This window comes from Streptomyces virginiae, assembly GCF_041432505.1.
Taxonomy (GTDB): Bacteria; Actinomycetota; Actinomycetes; order Streptomycetales; family Streptomycetaceae; genus Streptomyces; species Streptomyces virginiae_A.
Map to the genome: position 1 here is coordinate 1,427,675 of NZ_CP107871.1, position 22,775 is coordinate 1,450,449.

A 22,775-nucleotide genomic window follows, 5' to 3' on the forward strand; every position below is an offset into this window, starting at 1 on the left:
AAGTCCCGCCGACAAGCTCTTTAACAGGGACAAACACCGACATTCAGGTATACGTCCCCTGCTTCCGAGGACGTGAGCAGTGATGACCAGGCCGATCCGTCGGAGGAAATCATGAGTCTCACCCTCGTCGCCCCGCAGACCGAAGCCACCACCACCGCCACCGCCCCCACGCTCGCCCCCCGCGAGCAGGAGGCCCTGCGACACATCGCCGCAGGCTGCACCTACCTGCAGACGGCCCGCCAGATGGGGCTCTCGAAGCACACGGTCGACGCCTACCTGCGCCGCATCCGCGCCAAGCTGAACATCAGCACCACGGCCGAGATGACCCGCCTGGCCATCTCGATGGGGCTGTGACAGCCGCGGGAACGACGTCGGCAGGAAGACAGAAGCGGAAGACGTCCGTGACGGGCGAGGCGGTCTACGGGCCGCCGGGCAGGCCGTAGATGACCGGCCGGGCCCAGACCGGGGGCTCCCGCGGGGGCACGGAGTCCCTCGGGGGGACGGGGGGACGGGAATCCTCCCGCGACGGCGGATCGGCGTGACGGCCGATGCCGCCTCCTGTGGCGTCGCGCAGCGCGGCCACGAATTCGAGGCAGGACCCGTAGCGGTCCTCGGGGAGCTTCGACAGTGCCTTGGTCAGTACGTCGGCGGCGGCGGGAGCGATTCCCGGCCGCCTTTCCGTGAGTGGGGGCGGGGGGTCGTACTGGTGCGCCCACAGCAGCGCCGCGTCCTCCTCGCGCTGGAAGGGTGGCCCGCCGGCGAGGGTTTCGTAGACGACGCACGCCAGGCTGTAGAGATCGCACCTGCCGTCCACCGGCCTGCCGGAGATCTGTTCCGGCGCCATGTAGTCGAGCGTGCCGACGAACTCCCCGTCCGTGGTGAACCCGGTCAGCGCCAGCGATTTCTTCGTCAGTCCGAAGTCCGTGAGGTAGATGTGCTCGGGGTGGTCGCTGTCGGTGCCCGCGGCGACCAGGATGTTGCCGGGCTTGACGTCGCGGTGCACGAGATCGTGGTCGTGGGCGGCGTCGAGCGCCGAGGCCACCTGGGCGGCGATACGCAGGGCGGTCGCGACCGGCAGGGGGCCCTCGCGGTCCAGCAGGGCGCGCAGGTCCAGGCCGGAGACGTAGCGCATGGCGATGTAGAGGACGCCGTCGGTCTCACCGGCTTCGAAGATGGGCACGATGTGCGGGTGGTCGATCGAGGCGGCCACCCGTGACTCGTGGGTGAAGCGGCGCCGGAAGGTCTCGTCACGGGCCCGCTCGGGGGCGATCAGCTTGAGCGCGACGGTCCGGTCGAGGCGCAGGTCCTTCGCGCAGTAGACGACGGCCATGCCACCGCGGCCGATCATGCGCTCCACCCGGTAGCCGGCGATCTGCTTGCCGATGAGGCCCGAGGCGCGGCCCGCGTACACGCTGAGGTTCGACACCTCGCTCATCGGGCGTCCCCCTCGCCCGGCCGTGTGACGCCGCCGGACGCGGCAGGCCGCTCTTCCATACCTGGAAGTCTATCGACCGCCCCACCCGCGCGCGCCGTGGACCGGGACGATCGGGACGGGCCCATGGGCGCACCCGGACGCGCACGGTGACCGGTCCCCGAGGGGGACCGGTCACCGTGCGCGTCCGGGTGCATGGCGGTCAGTCGTCGTCGTTGCCGCCGGCGCCGCCGTTACCGCCGAGGCCGCCGGTGGTCCCGCAGCCGAAGCCGATGCAGAGGCCGCCGTCGCCGCCGGTGCCGCCCTTGCCGCCGTCGCCGCCGGGCAGCGCGACCCCGCCGGTGCCGCCGGTGCCGCCGTTGGCGCTGCCGTTGCAGGTTCCGGCGCAGATGCCGCCCTTGCCGCCGTTCTTACCGTTGCCACCCGGCACGCCCGTGGCACCGTTGCCGCCGTTGGCACTCCCGTTGCACAGCCCGGCGCAGATGCCGCCCTTGCCGCCGTTGGTTCCGTTCACCGATCCGTCGCAGTTGCCGGCACAGACCCGGTCACCGACGCGCACGCTGCCCTTGTCCACCTTGACCCCGCCGAGCGCCGCCTTGCCGTGGAACCGGCCGCCGCCGGGACGGGCGTCGCCGCTGCCGAAGGCGGAGACGGTCTGGGCGGACGGGGCCGGGGCCGCGGTGGCGACCGGTGCGACAGCACCCGCGCCGATCAGAGTCGCGGAGATGATGAGGCCGAGCCGGAACTTCGTGGATCGCGTACGCATGAGACTCTCCCTTGCCTGGAATTGCATTCCGTGACGCGGCTGCGATGTCCCGCTTTCCGCGTTCCTGTCGAGTGGGCCCGATCGATGTCCGGCCGTTCGTCTTCCCGAGCTTTTCGCCGACGCCCCGGCCGGTTGTGCACCGGGGCGTCGAGGCCTCACGAGCGGACGTCGTCAGCCATCAGGGCGAACCAGTCGCCGTCGACGTAGTACTTCTTCCAGGTGTCGATCTGCTTTTCCGAGATCTTGTACTTGTCGGCGATCTTCTTCGTGGTCTCTTCCTCGTCGTCGGCCGCCAGCACGATGATCGCGATGCGTACCTTGTCGACCACGGTCAGATCAGCCTTCGGCTTGTCGGGCAGGTCCTTGAAGGTGAAGCAGCCGACCCCGCCGGGCTGACCGGGCTCACCCGGCTGACCGGGCTCGCCGCCCCGGCCGCCCTTGCCGCCCTCCCCGCCCTCTCCGCCCTTGCCGCCGAATCCGACGCAGTGTGCGGGCAGGTCGGCCGGGGCCGAGGCGCTGATGCTCGTGGGGGTGTGGGACTGCGACGCCTGCGCGGCGCACGCCGTACCGGTGACGAGGGCCAGAGAGGCCGTGGCCAGGATGATCGGACGCTGCCAGGACTTCGTGAACATGAGGGGTTTCTCCGTTTCGGCACATACCGAGAGGGGGGTGGAGGGTGGGGGTGGAGGCCCGAAGGCCTCCACCCCGTTGAGCCGGGTGCTACGTCGAGCGGTCAGAAGAGGCTGCCGCCACCGGCGCCGCCGTTACCACCGGCGCCACCGATCAGGCCACCGAGGCCACCGTCACCGGCCTTGCCGCCGTTGCCTCCGTTGAAGAAGCTGAAGCCGCCGTTGCCGCCGTTGCCGCCCTTGCCGCCCTTGAGGAAGCCGTCGCCGCCCCCGCCGCCGCCACCGGCGTTGCCGCCCTGGAGGACGCCGAAGCCGCCGTCGCCGCCGTTACCACCGGCGCCACCGATCCGGCCTTCGCCGCCACCGCCGCCACCGCCACCGGCGCCGCCGACCAGGAAGCCGTCTCCACCGGTACCGCCGTTGCCGCCCTTGCCACCGGTGCCCAGGACGCTGCCGCCACCGGAGCCGCCGGCGCCACCGGCGCCACCGACGAGACCGCCGGTACCGCCCTTGCCACCGTCACCTCCGGCGCCTCCACCGTTCGGGAGAGCCGTAGCGACGTGGGTGGCCACCGGAGCGGCCGAGGCCATGGACGCCGGAAGCACAACTCCTCCTGTGACCACAGCGGCCGCGGCGACCAGAGTGGCGACGCGGAAGCCGCGACGGGTGGAGCGGGTGCCATTGCTGGTGTGCATCTTGCGGTTCATGACTTTCTCCTACGGTTCAAGAGGGGTGTTTGACGTACCCGGATTTCCGGGACGGTGCGGTGATATCGGCGAGAGAAGGGATCCTCGGGGAGGTATTCCTTTTCTTTCGTCTGCCTCGTTTTCTTTCCGGTGAGGCCCGCACCACAAGTAAGCCCCGGGGGCCACACCCGGGTCATGTTCCGGAATCTCGGGACTTGACACCCTCATGAACAGGGGATAAAAGCCCCCCTCTCACCCGGCCCGGTCGCCGCCGTGCAGGTGGGAGGGGGTGGGCGGTGCGCGGCTCGGCCGCGTACTCCTTGTAGGAGCGGTTCTGGAGCGCGGGAGGCACCGGTGGTCGAGAACGAGGCCGGCCCCGCCCCGAGGAACGGGGCGGGGCCGGGCTGGTTCAGCGGGTCTGGACGAAACTGCGGCCCTGGTGACCCTCGGCGGCGCAGGAGCGTTTCTCCGCGGCCGTCATCTTGCGGGTCTTGACCACCACCGCGTTGCTCCTACCGTCCGTGCCGTTCTTGGCCGGGCCGGTGATCGTGTCCTGGAAGAACCAGTAGTAGTGACTCCACTTCGGGCTGTCGTAGTGGGTCTGCCAGGTGCCGGAGACCTTCTGCATCACCTGGGCGCGCGAGATCCATCCCACTTCGCCCGGCTTCACCGTCATGTTGAGCGAGCTGCTCTCCGAGTGGCTGCTCGACCAACTATGGCTGTAACTCGCGGTTACGCTCAGGTCGACGATGCCCGCTATGTTACCGCCGGCCGTGACGGAGACACCCAGCGAGTCGGTGGAGCCCACCGTGTCGTCCCAGGTCATCGACTGGGTCGCGTCGGAAGTGGTGCAGTTGAACAGGGAGTTCGACACCTGGCGGAAGTCACCCAGGTACGCCTCGCCGAGCTTGGGCGAGTTGAAGGTGCACTTGCCCTCGCCCGAGGCGCAGTCCGCCATGAGCTGCGGCCGGGTCGGCTGGTCGGCGGCGGACGCCGGAAGGGTGGTCGCCGCAGCGACGGCGCAGGCCGCCATCGTCATGGTCAACGCGCGGGCCGCGTAACGCCTGACGCGGTGTGTGGTCATCGTGGTGCCTCTCACGGTGCTGGGGGGATCGGTGAACCGCCGTACGGAGGAGGCGAATTCACTCGCCACCGGCCCGCACGTCGATCACCGCCTCTTGCTCCCGGAATTCTCCCGACCTACCGGAGGCGTACGGTCCGTTCGAGTCAATCTGTCGCCGGGCGCAGCACCGCCACCTCCGGGCCGAAGCCGACCGCGAGCCGGCCGCCCGGTGCCGCCGCGAGCGCGGCCGCCGGCAGCGGCAGCGCGTACTCGTTCCCCACCTCGCACCCCGTGGTGAGGTCCCAGAAGCGCACGGCCTGCCCCTGGCCGATGGCCATCACCGGCCGGTCACCCCCGGTGGTGACGACCATGGGCCCGTTCGGATCCGTGTGACCGGTCAGGGGTTCGCCGATCTCCCGCAGGGTGGCCAGGTCCCACAGGCGCACCGTCTTGTCGCGGCTCCTGCTGACCGCGACGGGCCTGCCGTCGATCAGCGTGGTGGCCACCGAGGTCACCCAGTCGGTATGGCCGGTCAGGGGTTCGCCGATCTGCCGGCCCGTGCCGAGGTCCCACAGCCGTACGGTCCTGTCCCAGCTGCCGGTGACCGCGACGGGCCGCCCCGCGAGCTCCGCCGTCGCCACGGCGGTCACCCTGCTCGTGTGACCGGTGAGCGGCTCGCCGACCGGGCGGCGGGTGGCGAGGTCCCGGATCGCCGCGGTGCGGTCGGTGCCGGCCGTGACCACGACCGGCCGGCCCGCGAGGGTCGCGCCGGCCAGGGCCAGTACCCGGCCGTGGTGGCTGGTGACGGGCTCGCCTATGTGTTCCCCGCCCACCGGATCCAGCAGGCGCAGGATGTCACCGGAACCCGCGGTCACGATCACCGGCCGCCCGTCCACCTCCGATGCGACCATCGCGGTCACCTCGCCCTCCAGGCCCGCCACGGGGACCGTGACCTGTCGGCCGGTGTTCAGGTCCCGGACGCGCAGGGTGCGGTCGGCGCCGGCCGTGACGACCACCGGGCTCCCGTCGAGGACGGCCGTGGTGACCGCCGTGACCGTTCCGGTGTGACCGGCGCGGGGCGGACCGTCCCCGTGGGCGAGGGCGTGGGAGAGGTCCCAGGTCCGGAGCGTGTGGTCGGCGCTCGCCGTGACGGCCACGGGCCGCCCGTCCACGACGGTGGTGGCCACGTCCCAGACCTTGCCGGTGTGTCCGGTGAGCGGCCGGCCGACGGGCTGTCCGGTGGCGCGGTCCCGTACCACCACCGTGTCGCCCTGCTCCACCGTGAGCAGGACCGGATCGGCGCTGCCGGAAGGACCGTCCCCACGGCCGGAGATCCGGTGCCACAGGTCGGCCTCCCGCTCCGGGCCGGGCGGGAAGGCCGGCGCGGTGGCGCTCGCGCCGACGGCGTCGAGCACCCGCATGCCGTGCACGCGCGGCCGATCGTCCGTCAGGTCCCATATACGCAGGGTCCCGTCCGCTTCGGTGGTGAGGGCGACGGTACGCCCGTCCAGCAGTGCGGTCTCCCGCGCCCGGGTGCGGACCAGGGCGCCGTTCTGGCGGGCGAGGGCCAGGGGGCCGATGAAGTGGGGCTCCTCGCCGTCGAGGCCGACGGCGACGGCCTTGCCGTGCACCACCGTCAAGGTCGTCACACCGGGTCGGTCCACGCCGCCGGACAGGGCCGCGGCGACCTCGGGGCCGTCCGACGGCTCGCCGGTGGCCAGGTCCCACAGCCGCCCCTCCCCCGAATCCGCCGCCGGGTCCGGATCCCGGTCCGCCTCCTGGTCCGGATCCCGGGCGGTGACGGCGAGCACCCGCCCGTCGAGGTCGACGGTCCGCACCACCTCCAGCGACCGGGCCAGTTGACCGCCGCCGGCCAGGTCCCACACGCGCACCGTCCGGTCCACGTCGACGGCGTCGACGGTGAGGACGACCCGGCGGCCGCCCAGCGTCGCGATGCCGGTCGCCGACGGGAAGGCGGCGACCCGGCTGCCGGTGCGCAGGTCCGCGACGGACAGGGTCCCGTCGGCCCCGAGGGTGAGCAGGACCCGGCGCTCGTCCAGGACGGCGCTCTCCACCAGCCTGACGAACTCCCCCGCCGCGCGGCCCGTGGCCAGGTCCCAGACCAGGACCGAGTCGTCGCCGTGCAGGCTGAAGGCCACGGGCCTGCCGTCGGCGACCGCCGTGGCCACGGACAGCACCTCGGTGGTCATCGAGGACACCGGGTCGGTGCGGCCGGTGACCGGATCGTGCAGTTGCCCGCCCGTCGCGAGGTCCCAGACGCGCACGGTGTGGTCCTGGCCGCCCGAGACCGCGACCGGTCTGCCGTCGACGATCGCCGTGGCCACCGTCCGCACCGGGCCGCTGTGCCCCGTGAGGGGACGCAGGCGCCGCTGGTCCGGTACGGGGCCGTCGGCCCACTGCGCGGTCCACCGCGGCTCGGGCAGCGGGGCATTCACGTCGTCGGGCGCACCCGTGGAGGTCTCGTACATGCCCCCGAGGCTAGAGACCGCCTCTGACATCGCCGTTCCGTACCACACCGGGTGCCGCCGGCCGGAGGGGGCGGACCACCACCATTTCGCCCTGTGCGGGGCGGTGTTCCGGTGGGGGGCGCGGGCGGCGATTATGCGCGGCCACCGCCCATGTGCGGGTGGCGCGGATGGCGTTGAGTCGGACCTGCCGATCGGCCGGCAAGGAATCCACGTCAGCGCACGATCCACGCACCCGACCTTCGAGGAGGTGATCCGGATGAGCGTCCTCAAGCTGCAGAACATGGAGGCCCGCACCACGCAGAGTGCCGCCGCCACCGTCAGCCTGACGAGCAGCAGCAGCGACTGCTGCAAGTCTCCGCACCAGCCGCACGACCCGAACTGACGCACCGGGTCCGTGCGTGGGCTCGGCGCGCCCCCGCACGGACCCACCGTTCCCGACGGCCGCCGCCGCAGCCGCTGCTGCCGGCGGCTCCGGACGATCACAGAGGCTGAGATGCGCAACGAACGCTGGGTCTACCGCTTCCTCTTCGCGTGGAACGACACACTGTTCTTCGACCCGCTCGACGTCTTCTACGAACCGAACGCGGACCACTTCCTCGCCGCGTTCGACGAGCGGGTGCGGGCCCGGTTCGTCCGCAGCGGCATCTGGTGGAGCTTCCGCCACAACCAGAACCTGCCGGCGCAGGGCTGGAAGATCCACATCTCGTCGAGCCACCGCCACGTGCGCGAGGTCGCCACCTCGGTGATCGGCCACCTGACGGAACGCGAGATCGATTTCAAGATCGCTCTCGATCTCAACATCTTCGAGATGCTCAACTCCAAGGCCATCTCACGGGGCAGCGGCGGCAAGCTCGTCACCGTCTACCCGCGCGACGACGACGAGTTCCGGACCTGCCTGGCGGACCTGGCCCGCCTCCTGAAGGGGGTCGAGGGCGCCTACGTCCTGTCGGACCTGCGGTACCGGGACAACAAGGCCCTCTACTTCCGCTACGGCCAGTTCCTCGACACCCACACCGTCGACGTCCTCGGCCGCAGACGACCGCGCATCCTCGGACCTGACGGACCCGTCCCCGACGACCGGCGCCCCGGCCACGCGCAGCCCTCCTGGGTGCCCTGGCCGTTCGACGACTGGCGGCCCGCCGACGAGGACGCGGAGGACGACGGCCTGCTCGGGGGCCGCTTCCGGGTGACCGGCGCGATCCAGTTCTCCAACAGCGGCGGTGTGTACACGGCCGAGGACACCGCGGACGACGACCGCCCGGTGCTGCTCAAGGAGGCCCGCCCGCACACCAACATCAACCCGCGGCAGGACCACGACGCCGTGGACATCCTCGGCCGCGAGTGGATGTTCCTGAACCGGCTGGCCGACACGGGCGCGTACCCGGCCCCGATCGCGACGTTCCGGCACTGGGAACACCACTACATCGCCGAGGAGTTCGTCGACAGCTCCGACATCCGCTCGGTACTGCTGGAGCGCAACCCGCTGGCGCGGCCGGGGTTCGACGTCGAACGCTCGCGGGAGTACCTGCGGATCTTCCTCGCCGTCTTCCGCGGACTGGCCCGCGCGATCCGGGCCGCCCACGACCGGGGGGTGATCCTCACCGATTTCACCGCCGCGAACCTGCTCATCGACCCGGACACCTACGAGGTGACCATCGTCGACCTGGAGGCCTGCCGACTGGCCGAGGGCGGTGACGACGCCTTGGCGAAGCCGGTCGAGCTCTACACCCCGGGATTCAGCCTCTCCCGCAACCGCTTCAAGGCGTACGGACCGGAGGGCGACCGGTACGCCCTCGCGTCCACCATGGCGTACTTCGTCTTCCCGATCGCCGCCATGTCGTACCTGCGCGAGGACGTCCTGGACCTGTACCGGATCTTCATCACCGAGGGACTGGGCTGGCCGGAGCGGGTGCACCGGCTGATCACCGACCTGGCCCAGGACCGGATCGACCTCAACGGCCTGCTCAAGGCCCTGGAGGACGAGGGCGACGACCTGCAGGCCCGGGTCGTGACCGCCCCGGTGCCCCCGGTCGTCGAAGAGGAGTTGGGGCTCGTGGACGCGGAGGCCGGGGTGGCCGCCTTCATCGGGGCGAGCGCCGACACCGACCGCGACACGCTCTTCCCCGTGGACCCCTTCGCGCACGTCACGAACCCGCTGAGCCTGGGCTTCGGGGCGAGCGGCGTCCTGTGGGCGCTGCACGCCGGCGGGGTCCCCGTCCGGCCGGCGTGGCGTGACTGGCTGGGCCGCAGGCTCGCGGACATCGATCCGGCCCGCTATCCGGACGGCCTCATGAACGGCCTGTCCGGAATCGCCTGGGCGGCCGACTCCCTCGGGCTCGGCGGACCGGCCAGGGAACTGCTGACCCGGGCCAACGAGCGCGCGGTGGACACGGGCGACCACACCTTCTACTACGGCCTCTCCGGCGTCGGCATGACCGACCTGCGCTTCTTCCTGCGCGGCCACGACCCCCGCGACCTCGCCGCCGCCCGGGAGTGCGCGCAGGCGCTGCACGAGACGGCCCGGCGGGAGGGCGGCCACGCCCACTGGCTGAACGAGTTCTCCACGAAGGGGCCGCTGACCGGACTGGGCTTCGGGCAGGCCGGTGTCGCGATGTTCCTGCTGCGCATGCACCAGGTCACGGGAGAGGCGCGCCACCTGCGACTGGGGCGGGAGGCTCTCGCCTGGGAGATGGCCCACGCCGCACCCATCGACGACGACGGCGGCCCGGTCATGTTCGAGCACGAGGGGACGATGGAGCCGTACGTCGAGGTCGGCTCCGCGGGCGTGCTGAAGGTGCTGCTGCGCTACGGGGACATGGACGCGGCCCGGACCGTCCTGCGCGGGCTGGACGTCCGCTACTCGGTGATGCCGGGCTACGCCTTCGGCATGGCCGGGGTCGCCGACGCGCTGCTGGACGCGGCCGAGTTCACCGGCGACCGGTCCTACCGTGACACGGCGCTGCGTCAGCTCGACTTCGTCCGGAGGGTCTTCCTCTTCGAGCCCGCCGAGCGCTTCGGGCTGCCGCGCGCCGACGGCCGGCCGCCCCTGCTGGGTCTGCCCGGTGACGGACTGCTGCGCTGCTCCACCGACTATCTGACCGGATCGGCGGGCGTGCTGCGGGTGCTCCACCGGGTGAACCGAGGAGGCCCGGCCGACTTCCTGCTGGACGAGGTCGGACGGTGAGGCAGCTCTGGCGCACGCTGCGCGGTCACCGGACCCCGTTCGTGGTGATCCTCGTCGCCGAGGTCACCACGAGCGGGCTGGAGGCCCTGCTGCACCCGCTGCTGCTCAAGGCCCTGTTCGACGAGGCGATCCTGACCGCCGACCCGCGGCGCTTCCTGTTCCTCGGCCTCACCTACCTCGCGCTCGGGCTGACCCTCAACCTCACCGGGTACTGGATCGCCTGCCGGCGCAAACGGTTCGAGAACGCGTTCACACTGGTGCTGGAGAGCGAGCTGCTGGGCCGCGCGCTCGGCCTGGACGGCCGGACGATGACGCGGGCGGGCAACGCCTCGTACGTCAGCCGCATCCACAACGACGTCTCCCAGGGGGTCCTGCCGGCCGTCGACGTGTCCCTGCGCATCGCGCGGCAGGCGGTCACCTCGGTGGTGTTCCTGGGGGTGCTGCTGTACCTGTCCTGGCAGGCCAGCCTGATCCTGCTGGTGATCGTGCCGCCGCTGGTGTTCGTGAGCAACCGGCTCGGCCGGCGGATCGAGGAGAACACCGGTCCCGAACGCGAGGCGGAGGCCCGCTACATCAACACGCTGACCCGGACGCTGGAGGCCTTCCCCGCCCTGCGCGGGCTGCCGGCGCTGCTGCCGGGCACGCGCCGCGCGAACCGGGACGCCCTGCGCGGCTTCCTCGGCATCACCTTCGTCAACTTCCGGCTGGCGCAGCGCCAGCGGACCCTCAGCGACCTGGTGATGAACATGTCGGACACCGCCTCGATGATCGTCGGAGCCTTCTTCGTCTTCTCCGGCCGGATGACCTTCGGCAGCTTCCTCGCCTTCGTCAACTCGCTGTGGCGGGCGGTGACCGGGGTGTTCGACCTCATCAACATGATTCCGCAGGCCCGCCGGAGCACCGCCGTCCTCGAACGGATCGAGTCCCTACGGGAGTCCCGGCGGAGCCCGTACCACGACGAGGGGCCGCTGGTACGGGTCCACGGGGCCCGTGTCGTGTACGGCGGCGCGGACGGGGACGCGGGCGAGGAGAAGCGCGGCGGGAGCGGCGGCACCGGGGTGGCCGGGGTGGCCGGGGTGTCGTTCGACGCCTTCGAGCTGCGCGCCGGCGAGCACGTGCTGCTGCGCGGCCCCAACGGTTGCGGGAAGACCACGCTGCTGCACATCATCTCCGGGACGCTCGCCCCCGACGCCGGGTCGGTCACCCTGCCGCCCCGGGTGGCGAGCCTGACCGCTCCGGTGAACCTGCCCCCGCTGCCGGTGCGCGACCTCGTCCCCGACGAGGGGCTGCGCGCCGCCCTGGACCTGGACGGATCGGCCGACCGGCTGCCGTCGGAGCTGTCCTCGGGCCAGCGCCAGCGCGCCGGGGTCGCCGCGCTCCTGTGCGAGGACGCCGACGTGTACCTCGCGGACGAGCCGTTCGCGAACCTCGACGACCGCGGCCGGGAGCTGGTGTTCCGGATGCTGCGCGAGCGGACCGCCGGGCGGGCGCTGCTCGTCGTGCACCACGGGGACGAGGACCTCGACGGCCGCTTCGACCGCGTGGTGACCCTGGCGGCCGGACACCCGCTGGCCCGACTCTCCTGAGGCGGTCGGGCGGGCGAGCGGTCGGGCGCGTGATCAGGCGACCAGGTCGCGGGTGGCGGTGGCGAAGGCCGTCCGGTTCGGGTGGCCGGTCTTCTGCAGGAGGCTGGCCACGTGCTTCTCGACGGTGCGCAGCGAGATGTGCAGCCGGCCGGCGATGTCCTTGTTGCTGATGCGTTCGGCGACCAGCCGGGCCACCTCGAACTCCCGGACGGTGATCCCGCACCGGCGCAGGTCCGCGGGCACCCGCTCGGTGCCCGTGCGCCGTTGCCGCACCGAGGCGCCCATCCCGCGCAGCAGCGCCCGGCTCGCTCCGGCGACCGCCTGCAGGCCGACGTCGTGGAAGTACTCCTCCGCCTCGCGCAGCCACTCGACCGGAGTGCCCCAGCCGTCGTCGTACGCCGACTGGGCGACGAGCCGCTGACACAGCCTGCGCGCCATGGGGAAGGGTTCGGCCGCCTCCAACGCCGTGCTCGCGGCGACCGTGGCCTCGTCGGGGCGGCCCTCGCGGCCGAGCAGCACGGCGTGCGCCAGGCCGGTGAACTGGTGGTTCCAGCGGGTGGCGCCGGCGCTCGCCCGGGTGACCTCGGCGTGGTGGGGTCGGCCCATGCGGCCGGCCAGCACGCCGAGCAGCAGGATGATGCCGTGCTTGCCGAAGCCGCCCATCGCCGGGTTCTCCGCGTCGTAGGCGAGGGCCTGCGCGAACTCCTGCCCGGCGGCCTCGTGCCGTTCCTCCAGCAGCGAGCAGACGGCCCGTGCGAGCCCGTACGACATCGCGCGGACGCCGGGCGCCGCGTCCAGCAGCGGGGCGAGGCGTTCCAGGGCCCCGCGCATCTCGGCCCGGCGGCCCTGGTGGGCGTATCGGACGGCCTCGGCGAGCCGCAGCATGGCCAGGGGGCGGCCCAGTCCGAGTCGTGAGGCGTCGGCGGCGGCCTCCCGGATCCGGTCCCGGGCCTCGTCGTAGCGACCGTGCTGGATCCGGTCCAGCGCGAGGACGAATCCGGTCTCGTGGGCCAGGGGCAGCAGCCCCATGGCCAGGGCCTCCTGCCGGGCCTGTTCGATCCGGGTGGGTCGGCCGTCGTGGCTCGCGGCGACGATGGCCAGGTGTACGTCGGCGGCCACGCGCGGGACGGGGAGCCGGCGGGCGAGGGCGATGGCGCGGGCCCGCCGGAAGTGGGCCGCGGCCGTCCGCTCGTCCTGTTCCCGGGCCAGTTGCCCGAGCAGCAGCAGGGCCCGGCAGGCCACGTCGGGCAGGTCGACGCGCTGGGCGGCGTGCAGGGCCCGGAGGGCGTACCGGGTGGCGGTGCGCAGCCGGTCGGGGGCGAGCCGGCCCAGCTCCACGTGCACGGCGGAAAGGTCCACGAGGGCGGCGTACTGGTCGGCCGGGTGGCTTCCGAGCAGTGCGCGGGCGATGTCGAGGTGCCACAGGGCCTCCGCGGGGCGGCCCGTGAGGGTGGCGAGGTCGCTCAGCCGGGCGTGGAGTCCGGCGCGGCGCTGGGCGGGTATGTCGTGCTCGCCGCCGTCGCCGCCGAGGGTGTTCAGGAGGGCGGCGGGGGTGGGCAGGCCGTCGAACCGGGCCGAGCGGGCGACGGCGTCCAGCAGGCGTTCCAGCACCGTGGCGCGCAGTTCGGCGACGGTGTCCGGTTCGACGAGCCGGTGGGCCCGGGTGAGCAGGTCCACGGCCCGGTCCGTCGCGCCCTCGCCCGTCGCCCGCCCGGCCGCCTCGCAGTACAGACGGATGGCTTCGGGGGTGTCGCCGGCGTGCTCGTGCAGCTGGGCGGCGTGCTCGCACCAGGTCCCGGGCAGCCCGGGGTGGAGCTCGGTGAGGGCGCGCGCGGCCCGTCTCACGTACCGGGTCCGCTCCCCCGGGCCGAGGTCGTCCAGCAGGGCCTCGGCCGCCAGCGGGTAGCGGAAGGTGTACCACTGGGCGCCGGGACCGTCCGGCGTGATCAGGTACGAGGCGACCGCGGCGCGCAGGACCGCGGACAGTTCCGCGTGGTCGCGGCCGATGGCGCGCTCCAGTACGGGCAGGGCGAAGCGGCGGCCGAACAGGGCGGCCATGCCGAGGAGTTCCACGCCGAGCGGGCCGAGCCGCTCGGCCTGGCGTCTGACGTTGTCCGCGACGCCGGCCGGCACGGTCGGTGTCCCCGGGTCGCGGCGGGCGGGGCGGCCGGTGAGGTCGTGGACGAGTTCCTTGACGACGAAGGGGATGCCGGCGCCGCTGTCGACCGCGCGGTGGACGAGGTCGGGGCAGACCTCGGTCGGGGGGACGCGCAGCTCGGCCGCGATGAGCAGGTGCACGTCGGGGCGGCTGAGGGGGCCGAGGTCGAGCACCGCGGCGGCGTCGCGGCCGCGGGCCCTGGAGGCGAGTTCGGTCGCCGCGCAGGGTGCGCATCCGGTGACGAGGAGCAGGACGGCCGGCTGGTGCCCGATGTTGTCGAGGAGGTAGTCGAGGACCGCGAGCGTCGCGGCGTCGGCGTCGTGCAGGTCGTCGAGGACGAGCAGGCAGCCCTGGCGCTCCCCGACGACGGTGAGCAGGCGCAGCATGGTCTCGGCGACCACGAGGTGCGAGGCGGCGTCGGCGCCCGTGTCCCGGGCGCCGGTCAGCAGCCGGGCCATGACCGGTCCGTAGCGGCCGAGTTCGTCCGGGTCGGGCAGCAGGCCGGCCCGGGACAGCAGGAGCAGGGCCTCGACCAGCGGCCGGTACGGGACGGGTGAGCCGACCGCGCTGGCCCGCCCTCGTACGGTGACCATGTTCGTCTCGGCGGCCACGGCGAGGGCCTCGGTGGCGAGCCGGGTCTTGCCGACACCGGGCTCTCCCGTCACGAAGAGGGCCGCGCCGCGCCCGGCGCGGGCGCCCGCCAGCGCGCGCATGATCTGCCCCATCTCGGCCCCGCGGCCGATGAGTTCCCCTCGCCTCGGGTGCGGGCCACCGTCCGGGCCCGCGACGGTACAGTCCTCCGGCAGCGCCGGCCAGAAGATGGACACCGGCTCGTCCCCTTTCCGGCGGGCCCTCCGAGGCGCCGCCGGGGATGACGATAGGGACGCCGCGCGTGCCCCTGTAGCCGTCCGTTTGGGGGGCTTGTGGGGGTGGTCAGCCCCCGTCGAGACTGTCCTCCCGTACCCGTCGGGCCAGGTCGAGCTTGGTGTAGGTGGGGCGGCCCGCCTGCTGGTACTTGGCTTTGACCCGGTCCAGGTAGTCCTTGGCGGTGTGGACGGTGATGCCGGCCCGCCGGGCGGCGGATTTCAGGGTCAGTCCGGAGGCGTAGTCGAGGAGGATCTGCCGTTCCCTGGGCGAGAGGCGGGGGCGGGCGGGGCTGTCGTCGTAGGCGCAGGCGAAGGCGAGTTCCGCGGAGAGGGCGCCCTGGCCGGAGGCCAGGTCCTTGATGGCCGCGACCAGGGTGGGCAGGTCGTGGTCCTTGGTCAGGTAGCCGTCGGCGCCGGCCCGGATGGCCTCGATGATCCGGGAGCGGTCGGGCACCGTGCTGATCATCAGGACGCGGCTGCCGGTCCGCAGCAGTCGCCGGATGTTGTCGGCGGGGGCGGAACCGTCGCGCAGGACGAGGTCGAGGAGGACGATGTCGGGCGGGGAGTAGGCCGTCGCCCCGAAGCCGTAGGGCAGTTGTGCGTCCGGTGCGCCGAGGAGTTCGCCGACGGTGGCGGCGGTCGCCACGAGTCGTAGCTCCGGCACGCCGCCGAGCCAGGCCCGCAGGCCGTCGAGGAGCATCCGGTCGTCGTCGACCACCGAGACGGTGATCACCCGGGCCATCTCAGCTCCACCCGTACGCCTTCACCGGGGGCGGTGTCCACGGTCGCCCGGCCGCCCACCTCCACCATCCGGTCGTGGATCGAGCGGCGCAGGCCGAGGCCGGGCCGGCAGTGCTCGGGGTCGAATCCGGGGCCCCGGTCGACGACGGTGACGAGGGCTCCCCCACGGGCGTCCGGGTCCTTGGTGGCGGTGAGGTAGGCGTGTCCGGTGCCCGCGTGGCGCCGTACGTTGTTCAGGGCCTCGCGGACGGCGTCGCCCAGCGCGGCGGCCACCTCGGGGGGCACCTGCGGCAGGTCGTGGTACTGGGCGGTGACCCGTAGTTGGAGGCTCTCGACGGACCCGACCGCCTCCTCCAGGGCGGTACCGATCTCCCGGTGGTGGACCTCGTCCGCGGTCTGCTGGATCAGCCGGCGCAGGTACGCCGCTTCGCGCGCGCAGCGGCGCCGCACCTCGGGGGCGTTGGCGTCGACCGAACCGGAGGCCAGGGTGGTCAGGGTGGCGAGGACGGTGTCGTGCAGGGCCCGGTGGTGTTCGAGCCGCTCGGCGTAGCGCGCCTTGTGGGCCTCGGCTGCCACCGCGCGGGCGTTGGCCTCGTCGAGGAGGCGGCCCTGGCGCAGCAGGTACCAGCGGAACAGCCAGGTCATCACGGCCGAGGACACGATCGAGTTGAGATGGCCGAGAATCACGGCGGGGCTCGCGCCCACCGCCTGGTAGCCGATGAAGTGGGTGACCACGAGCAGGGCGATGACGGTGAGGGCGTGCAGTCGTTCGAGGGAGATGGCCGCGACGGCGCTGGCCGATCCGCCGAGCAGCATGGCCCACGCGATCGCGGGCGGCTCGCGCAGGCCGCCCCAGGTGCACAGGGCCAGGGGCAGGAGGCATCCGACGACCAGGGCGTCCGCCCAGATGTGCCGCCGGTCGAACCCGCCGCGCCGCAGGGCGGTGCCGTAGGTCAGCGCGCTCAGTCCCAGGGCGGCGGCGAATCCCACGTACTGCAGGGGCAGTTCCGACCGGCGCTGGGCGACGGCGAGGGCGCCCACCGTCAGATGGCTCGCCCGGTACAGGAGGGTGGCCACGATCATGAAGGACTGGGCGCGTTGCAGGCCCGACGCCACCCCGCTCGTCCCCCGTAGTGCCCGTATGCGCCGTACCGGTAAGGACAGCAACGCCAAGACACACCCCTCCGTACCCATTTGCCTGTGACATCTGCCATTTTGCCCTAGCAGGTGCACGTCAAATAGGCGCGTACCGGCCTGCTCACGGGCTTTTCCGAGGGGGCACCACAGGTCGGCCGGAAAGGTGTTCCCGGCGCCGGTCCGACACCCGCGCGACGGCCGTCCGGCCAGGACGACGACCGGACGCCGGCCACCGGCACCGCGTGTCGCGGGTGTCCTCGATGGCGCGATCGGCCTCCTGTCGCGGCCCGGCGTGCATCCGGATCTCGACGCGGTCGACGACGCGGGCCGCGTTCACCTTCGGGGGCTCGGTCGGCCGGGATCGGTCGGCTGGGCTCGGTGGCGGGGCTCAGTCCCGGGTGACCAGGCCGGTGACCAGCGCGGCGGTGCGCCGGTGCCAGGCGCCCGCGCCGCGGAGCATCGCGTGCCCGCCCGTGGACATCGGGATGGCGGTGGCGTCGGCGCCCGCGAGCCGGGACCGGCGGACGAACTCCCAGGACCCGGCGGCCGAGGTGACCCGGTCCGCCTCGTCGTGCAGGAGGTAGAGCCGGCGGCCCGCGAGGTGGTCCACCGGTTCGCCCGGCGGACACCAGGGGGCGAGGGCCACCACGCCGTGGACCAGGGGTGCCCCGGCCGCCCGCAGCGCGGCTCGGCCGCCCATCGAGTGGCCGACCAGGACCACCGGCACGTCCCCGGCGAGCGACCGCAGCCGCGCGAGGGCCGCCTCCGCGTCGCGGGCGGCGTCGCAGCGGGAGCCGTTCCAGCCGCGGTGGCGGTAGCGCACCTCCGCCACCAGGACGTCGCGGCCGCGCGTCGCGCGGGCGACGGCGGCCGCGAAGGGCCGCATCCGCAGCGCGGGCAGGTTGACCAGGGGCGGCGGCTCCGGCCCCTCCTCGCGCCCTCCGTGCAGCAGCAGCACCGCGGCCGCCGGTGTCGCGGGGGACGTACGGAGCACGAGGGCGCGGCCCTGGCCGGTGGACTCCGTGTCCCGCTCGGTCCCGGCCGTCACCGGGCCTCCTGGCGTATGCGGCGCGGCGGGCGCGGGAAGAACCCGCTGGTGCGGGCCACGTAGTCGGCGTAGCCGGGCCGGTCCGCCATGTGCGCCTCCAACAGTCTCTTGCCGCTGCCCCAGATCAGCAGCGCGCTCATCACCAGCGGTGAGACCAGCGTGAGTGCCGCAGTCTGCCAGGTGGCGCAGGCCAGCAGATAAAGACCCCACCAGACGAGGAAGTCGCCGAAGTAGTTGGGGTGCCGGGTCCAGCTCCACAGACCCCTGTCCATGACCTTGCCCCGGTGTTCGGGGCGCTGCTTGAAGCGGGCCAGCTGGAAGTCCCCGACCGCCTCGAAGAGCAGTCCGGTGGCCCACAGCAGCAGGCCGACGGCGGCGAGCGGCCCGAGCGGTACGGGCACGTACGACGCGGCCTGCACCGGCAGCGAGACGAGCCAGACGAGCGCACCCTGCAGCAGGTAGACCTTGCGCAGGGCGTAGAGCCGGGTGCTGCCGGGTGCCCGGGCGAGCATGCGGGCGTAGCGCGGGTCCTCGCCGTGTCCCCGGCCGCGCCCGGCGATGTGCAGGGCCAGGCGCAGCCCCCACACGACGGTCGCCGCGGCGACCGCGAGCCGCCGTCCGTCGTCGCCGTACCCCGCCGACAGCAGCCAGCTGGTGAGCGCCACCGCGGCGAAGGCGACGCCCCAGGCGATGTCGACGATCCGGTGCAGGCCCTTGACGGTGGCGACGGCGAAGGTGGCCAGCATGACGGCGAGCGCCGCGCCGGCCGCGGCGGCCAGGTTGAGGGACAGCGCCGCCCAGTCGAGGGTCATCGGGGCTCCCGTGGCCCGTGGTCGTCGGCGGTGAGCAGCAGTTGGCGTACGTCCAGGTAGCGCGAGCGGAATCCGGCCTCGGAGTAGGCGAGGTAGAGCTCCCACATGCGGTGGAAGGTGCGGTCGAAGCCGAGGGCGGCGACGGAGTCGGCCTGTCGGTCGAACTCCTCGCGCCACAGCCGCAGCGTCTCCGCGTAGTGGTCGCCGAAGCCGTCGTCCGCCACGGTGCGCAGTCCGGCCGCCGCGCTCGTGCGGGCGATCGCCTCGCGGGAGGGGATGAGCCCGCCGGGGAAGATGTACTTGCTGATCCAGGTGTGCGTGCGGGCGGTGAGGAGCATGCGCTCGTGCGGCATGGTGATGGCCTGGAGGGCGACGCGGCCGCCCGGGGCGAGGAGCCGGCGCAGGGCGGCGAAGTAGGTAGCCCAGTACTCGGCGCCGACCGCTTCGATCATCTCCACGCTGACGACGGCGTCGAAGGAACCCTCGACGTGGCGGTAGTCGCGCAGTTCGACGGTGACCCGGTCGCCGAGGCCGGCCGCGGCGATGCGCTCGCGGGCCAGGTCGCGCTGCTCGGCGGAGAGGGTCACGGTCAGTACTTCGGCGCCCCGGGAGGCGGCCCGGAGGGCCAGCTCGCCCCAGCCCGTGCCGATCTCCAGCAGCCGGGTGCCCGGTCCGACGTCCGCGAGGTCGAGGAGCCGGTCGATCTTGCGGTGCTGGGCGGCGGTGAAGGTGGCGGGCTGCGCGGGGAAGGCGGCGAAGACGGCCGAGGAGTAGCTCATGCTCCGGTCCAGGAACAGCGTGAACAGTTCGTTGGACAGGTCGTAGTGGCGGTGGATGTTCTCCCGCGCGCCCTCGGGGGTGTTGCGCTGCTGCTCCGGGCGTCGGCGCACCCACGCGTCGCGCAGCCGGCGCAGCGGCGCCGGCACCAGCTCGTCGACGTGGCCGGCGAGCACGGTCAGGGCGCCGACCAGGTCGTCGCTGTCCCATTCCCCGGCCATGTACGACTCGCCGAAGCCGATCAGGCCGTCCGCGCCGATCCGGCGGTGGAAGGCTTCGGGGTCGTGGAGGGTGAGGGTGGGCAGCGCGCCGGCCTGCCGGGGCACGTCGTACGCGGCCGGCTCCCGGGGGCCGCGTCGGACCCGCAGCGGGAGCCGCGCGAGGGCCCGGCCGAGGATCCGCTCGGCGACGGCGGTACGCAGGGCCGAGGTGCGGGGCGGCCGGGCCACGTCGGGCCAGCGCGCCGGGTCGACGGGTGCGAGCGCGCTCTCGTGGGCCGGGATGTACGAGACGGTCACAGGGTGCCTTCCTGCGGGGGGCGGACGGGACTGACGGAAGGGACGGGACAGGCGGAACGGGCGGGACGGGGCCGGACCGGGAGGCCGCGGAGGAGGAGACGGATGCCGTGGAAGCGGATACCGAGGGACACCCGGGCGGTGGACCACGGGTGACGCAGGGCGGCTCCGAGCAGGGTGCGGACGCCGGCCGGGCGGTGGCTGCCCCGCACGGTCGCGGTGAAGGGGCAGGTCCCGTCGCCGTGGCGCAGCTGCACGGTCAGGTCGAGGTCGTCGCCGGGTACGGGCAGCCGCATCCGGTAGAAGCCCTCGACCGCGAAGAACGGCGAGACGTAGAAGTCCTTGGGGACGTCGGCCAGTCCGTCGGCGCCGGGGCGCAGCAGGTAGCAGTGGCGCTCGCCGTAGGTGTTGTGGACCTCGGCGACGACGCAGACCGGGGTGCCGGCGCGGTCGTGGCACCAGTAGAGGGTGAGCGGGTTGAAGACATGGCCGAGGACCCGGGCGTGGGCGAGCATCAGCACGCGGCCGTCGGCGTCCGTCACGCCGTGGGCGGCGAGTTCGGCCCGCAGGCCCGCCCGCAGGGTGGCGGCCTCGCCGCCGAAGTGGTCGCGTGCGTCGAACCGGGCCAGCGGGCGCAGCGCCCGGGGTATGCGGGGTGGATCGTCGATGTCGATGAGCCATAGGTAGGTGCGCTGCCGGAAGGCGTGCCGGATCGGGGTGGTGCGGGTGTGGGCCACCGTGCACGCGTAGAGGGCCGGTACGTGGGGCGGGGCGGCCGGCCCTGCGGAGACGCCGTTCACCACCGCACCCCCAGGGCCTCGGCCGCGGCGACGCCGGAGCGGCAGCCGTCCTCGTGGAAGCCCCAGCCGTGGTAGGCGCCGGCGAAGGCGGTCACGGACGTGTTCAGCCGGGGCAGTTCCTCCTGCGCCGCGACGGACCGGGGGGTGTAGACGGGGTGTTCGTACACCATGCGGGCGATCACGTCGAAGGGATCGACCCGGCCGCGGGCGTTGAGGGTGACGATGTGCGGCTCGGCGGTAGGCAGTTGTTGGAGCCGGTTCATGTCGTAGCTGACCTGCACGCTCTCGGGCCGCGCGGAACACGAGGGGAGCCAGTAGTTCCACGAGGCGCGCGCGTGCGGGGAGCGGGGCAGCAGCGAGGTGTCGCGGTGCAGCACGGTGGGATTGCGGGAGTAGCTGAACGCGCCGAGGATCCGGACCTCGTCCTCGGTCGGATCGGCCAGCAGGCGCAGCGCCTGGTCGGGGTGGACCGCGACGACCACGGCGGCGTACGGGGTGGAGTCGCCGTCCGGCGTGAGCACGCGCGCGTGGTCGGCGGCGCGCACGACGGCCCGGACCGGGGTCGAGGTGCGGACGGAGGTGAGGTTCTTGGCGGCCTTGGCCACGTAGTCGGCCGAACCACCGGTGACCGTACGCCACTGCGGGGATCCCTTGACGGACAGCAGTCCGTGGTGGGCCAGGAAACGGAAGAGGTACCGGGCGGGGTACTGGAGGGCGGTGTCCGGCGCGCACGACCAGACGGCCGCGACGAGCGGGATGGCGAAGTGGCCGACGAAGTAACGGGAGAAGCCGTGCCCGTCGAGGAACTCCCCCAAGGTCTGCCCGCTGTCGGGGGAGGCGAGCAGCCGCCGGGCGGCGCGGTGGAAGCGCGGCACCTCGGTGAGCATGCGCAGGTGGCGGCCGCGCAGCAGGTTGCCTCCGCCGAGCAGTCCGGCCGCGCCCCGGGCGCCCGCGTACTCCAGGCCGCAGCCGTCGCAGCGTACGGACATGCTCATCTCGGATTCCTGCGTGGTGACGCCGAGTTCCCGGAACAGCCGCAGCAGGTGCGGGTAGGTGCGCTCGTTGTGCACGATGAATCCGCTGTCCACGTGGACCGTTCCCGCGTCCTCGGTGGTCAGTTCATGGGTGTGCGCGTGCCCGCCGAGGCGGTCGTCCGCCTCGTACAGCACCACGTCGTAGGCGCGTTGCAGGATGTGGGCGGCCGTGAGCCCTGCCACGCCCCCGCCCACCACAGCGACTCTCCGCCGGTCCACGTCGATCAACCCCTCGCGCTCGCCTGCCCGGCACGGCCGGTGCCGGGCGTTTCACGGGTACTTCGGTGCCGGTCGACCCGCGGATGGGAATCTTGTTCCGCCGGCCGCCGGGGGCCGGCCGGAACCGCCGCCCCACCACCACCGACGCTGCCGCCTCCCCTGCCACCGGCGCCGGCGCGCGCCTCGCCGCCGAGGCAGTGGCGCATCCGGTGCAGGCCTCGCCGGGCGTGGCTCTTGACGGTGCCGAGCGGCAGTCCGGTGCGCTCGGCGATCTGGGCCTGGGTGAGGTCCGCGTAGAAAGCCATGGCCAGTACCTCCCGCTGCGCGCGGGGCAGTTTCGCCAGTTCGCCGGTGAGGAGCAGCCGGTCCAGGACCGTTTCCGGGCCGGCCGGCGGCTCGTCCGTGGGCGGCAGGGCGGCGCCGGCCGCGGCGACCAGGGCGAGCCGCCGGGTGCGGGCCGTGAGGGCGTCGGCGATCTTCCGACGGGTGATGCCCACCAGCCAGCCGGGGAACGGCCCGCGCTCCGGCCGGTAGTTGGCGCGGCCCTGCCAGGCGGCCAGGAAGACCTGCTGGCTGACGTCCTCGGCCTCTCGGGAATCGCCGAGGGTGCGGGTGGCCAGGGCGAGGACGAGGCCGCCCCAGCGGCGGTACGCGGCGCTCAGGCACCGCTCGTCGCCGCGTACGAAACCCTCGGCGACCTCGTGGTCGAGGAGCTGCTCCCGGACGGTGGACACGGGGGACGGCCGGGCGGTGACGCTCTGTGCGGTCATGGCGACTGCTCCTCGGGGCCGGGACCGGTTCCCGTCCAGACTCCGACCCGGCCGTGCATCGAT

The 22,775-nt window shown here is 73.2% G+C and carries 18 protein-coding genes and 1 pseudogene; 4 read left to right on the forward strand and 15 right to left on the reverse strand.

Features of this window, described 5'->3' with window-relative positions; genetic code table 11:
- The first annotated feature begins 111 nt into the window (after positions 1 to 111).
- Entirely contained in the window at positions 112 to 354 is a 243-nt protein-coding gene (locus OG624_RS06640; RefSeq protein WP_371639220.1) for a response regulator transcription factor, read from the forward strand.
- A gap of 64 nt (positions 355 to 418) precedes the next feature.
- Here the strand turns inward: OG624_RS06640 and OG624_RS06645 are convergent, their stop codons facing one another.
- The 6 genes from OG624_RS06645 to OG624_RS06670 form a co-directional block, all read right to left on the reverse strand.
- A complete protein-coding gene (locus OG624_RS06645; protein WP_161296918.1) occupies positions 419 to 1,435 on the reverse strand; it encodes a serine/threonine-protein kinase in 1,017 nt (338 codons plus the stop codon).
- Positions 1,436 to 1,634: 199 nt separating this feature from the next.
- Positions 1,635 to 2,198: a hypothetical protein gene (locus OG624_RS06650; protein ID WP_051763745.1), complete on the reverse strand. Its 564-nt coding sequence runs from the start codon at positions 2,196 to 2,198 to the stop codon at positions 1,635 to 1,637.
- Positions 2,199 to 2,353: 155 nt separating this feature from the next.
- On the reverse strand, positions 2,354 to 2,830 hold the full coding sequence (locus tag OG624_RS06655) for a helix-turn-helix domain-containing protein (protein WP_033225110.1): 477 nt from the start codon (positions 2,828 to 2,830) through the stop codon (positions 2,354 to 2,356).
- Between the two features lie 101 nt (positions 2,831 to 2,931).
- On the reverse strand, positions 2,932 to 3,534 hold the full coding sequence (locus tag OG624_RS06660) for a hypothetical protein (protein WP_202508444.1): 603 nt from the start codon (positions 3,532 to 3,534) through the stop codon (positions 2,932 to 2,934).
- Positions 3,535 to 3,922: 388 nt separating this feature from the next.
- On the reverse strand, positions 3,923 to 4,597 hold the full coding sequence (locus OG624_RS06665) for a hypothetical protein (protein WP_033225150.1): 675 nt from the start codon (positions 4,595 to 4,597) through the stop codon (positions 3,923 to 3,925).
- A gap of 143 nt (positions 4,598 to 4,740) precedes the next feature.
- The gene (locus OG624_RS06670) at positions 4,741 to 7,065 is read right to left on the reverse strand and encodes a WD40 repeat domain-containing protein (RefSeq protein WP_371639221.1); all 2,325 of its coding nucleotides are present in this window, start codon (positions 7,063 to 7,065) and stop codon (positions 4,741 to 4,743) included.
- A gap of 256 nt (positions 7,066 to 7,321) precedes the next feature.
- On the opposite strand from OG624_RS06670, the gene OG624_RS06675 reads away from it, so the two are divergent.
- The 3 genes from OG624_RS06675 (at position 7,322) to OG624_RS06685 (ending at position 11,835) form a co-directional block, all read left to right on the forward strand.
- Entirely contained in the window at positions 7,322 to 7,447 is a 126-nt protein-coding gene (locus OG624_RS06675) for a class III lanthipeptide (protein ID WP_189966317.1), read from the forward strand.
- A 111-nt stretch (positions 7,448 to 7,558) separates the two neighbouring features.
- Positions 7,559 to 10,249, forward strand: a complete 2,691-nt coding sequence (gene lanKC, locus OG624_RS06680) for a class III lanthionine synthetase LanKC (protein ID WP_033225113.1) — start codon at positions 7,559 to 7,561, stop codon at positions 10,247 to 10,249.
- Entirely contained in the window at positions 10,246 to 11,835 is a 1,590-nt protein-coding gene (locus OG624_RS06685; protein WP_371639222.1) for an ATP-binding cassette domain-containing protein, read from the forward strand. Before lanKC ends, OG624_RS06685 begins: the two co-directional genes overlap by 4 nt.
- 33 nt (positions 11,836 to 11,868) lie before the next feature.
- Here OG624_RS06685 and OG624_RS06690 read toward each other — a convergent pair whose 3' ends face one another.
- The 9 genes and pseudogenes from OG624_RS06690 to OG624_RS06730 all read right to left on the reverse strand — a co-directional run.
- Positions 11,869 to 14,820 carry a helix-turn-helix transcriptional regulator gene (locus OG624_RS06690; protein WP_371639223.1) on the reverse strand — a complete coding sequence of 984 codons (2,952 nt, stop codon included), beginning with the start codon at positions 14,818 to 14,820 and terminating at the stop codon, positions 11,869 to 11,871.
- A 106-nt stretch (positions 14,821 to 14,926) separates the two neighbouring features.
- Entirely contained in the window at positions 14,927 to 15,601 is a 675-nt protein-coding gene (locus OG624_RS06695; protein ID WP_033225116.1) for a response regulator, read from the reverse strand.
- A complete protein-coding gene (locus tag OG624_RS06700) occupies positions 15,589 to 16,716 on the reverse strand; it encodes a sensor histidine kinase (protein ID WP_033225117.1) in 1,128 nt (375 codons plus the stop codon). The genes OG624_RS06695 and OG624_RS06700 overlap by 13 nt, the downstream gene beginning before the upstream one ends.
- A 409-nt stretch (positions 16,717 to 17,125) precedes the next feature.
- Positions 17,126 to 17,785, reverse strand: coding sequence for an alpha/beta fold hydrolase (locus OG624_RS06705; RefSeq protein ID WP_033225118.1), 660 nt, complete (start codon positions 17,783 to 17,785; stop codon positions 17,126 to 17,128).
- Positions 17,782 to 18,597, reverse strand: coding sequence for a DUF1295 domain-containing protein (locus OG624_RS06710; protein ID WP_033225119.1), 816 nt, complete (start codon positions 18,595 to 18,597; stop codon positions 17,782 to 17,784). The genes OG624_RS06705 and OG624_RS06710 overlap by 4 nt, the downstream gene beginning before the upstream one ends.
- Entirely contained in the window at positions 18,594 to 19,892 is a 1,299-nt protein-coding gene (locus tag OG624_RS06715; RefSeq protein WP_033225120.1) for an SAM-dependent methyltransferase, read from the reverse strand. The genes OG624_RS06710 and OG624_RS06715 overlap by 4 nt, the downstream gene beginning before the upstream one ends.
- A complete protein-coding gene (locus tag OG624_RS06720) occupies positions 19,889 to 20,689 on the reverse strand; it encodes a DUF1365 domain-containing protein (RefSeq protein WP_051763766.1) in 801 nt (266 codons plus the stop codon). Before OG624_RS06720 ends, OG624_RS06715 begins: the two co-directional genes overlap by 4 nt.
- A complete protein-coding gene (locus tag OG624_RS06725) occupies positions 20,686 to 21,948 on the reverse strand; it encodes an NAD(P)/FAD-dependent oxidoreductase (RefSeq protein ID WP_033225153.1) in 1,263 nt (420 codons plus the stop codon). The genes OG624_RS06720 and OG624_RS06725 overlap by 4 nt, the downstream gene beginning before the upstream one ends.
- A 185-nt stretch (positions 21,949 to 22,133) precedes the next feature.
- Positions 22,134 to 22,712, reverse strand: a pseudogene (locus OG624_RS06730) (RNA polymerase sigma factor); the annotation flags it as partial.
- Positions 22,713 to 22,775: the final 63 nt, after the last annotated feature.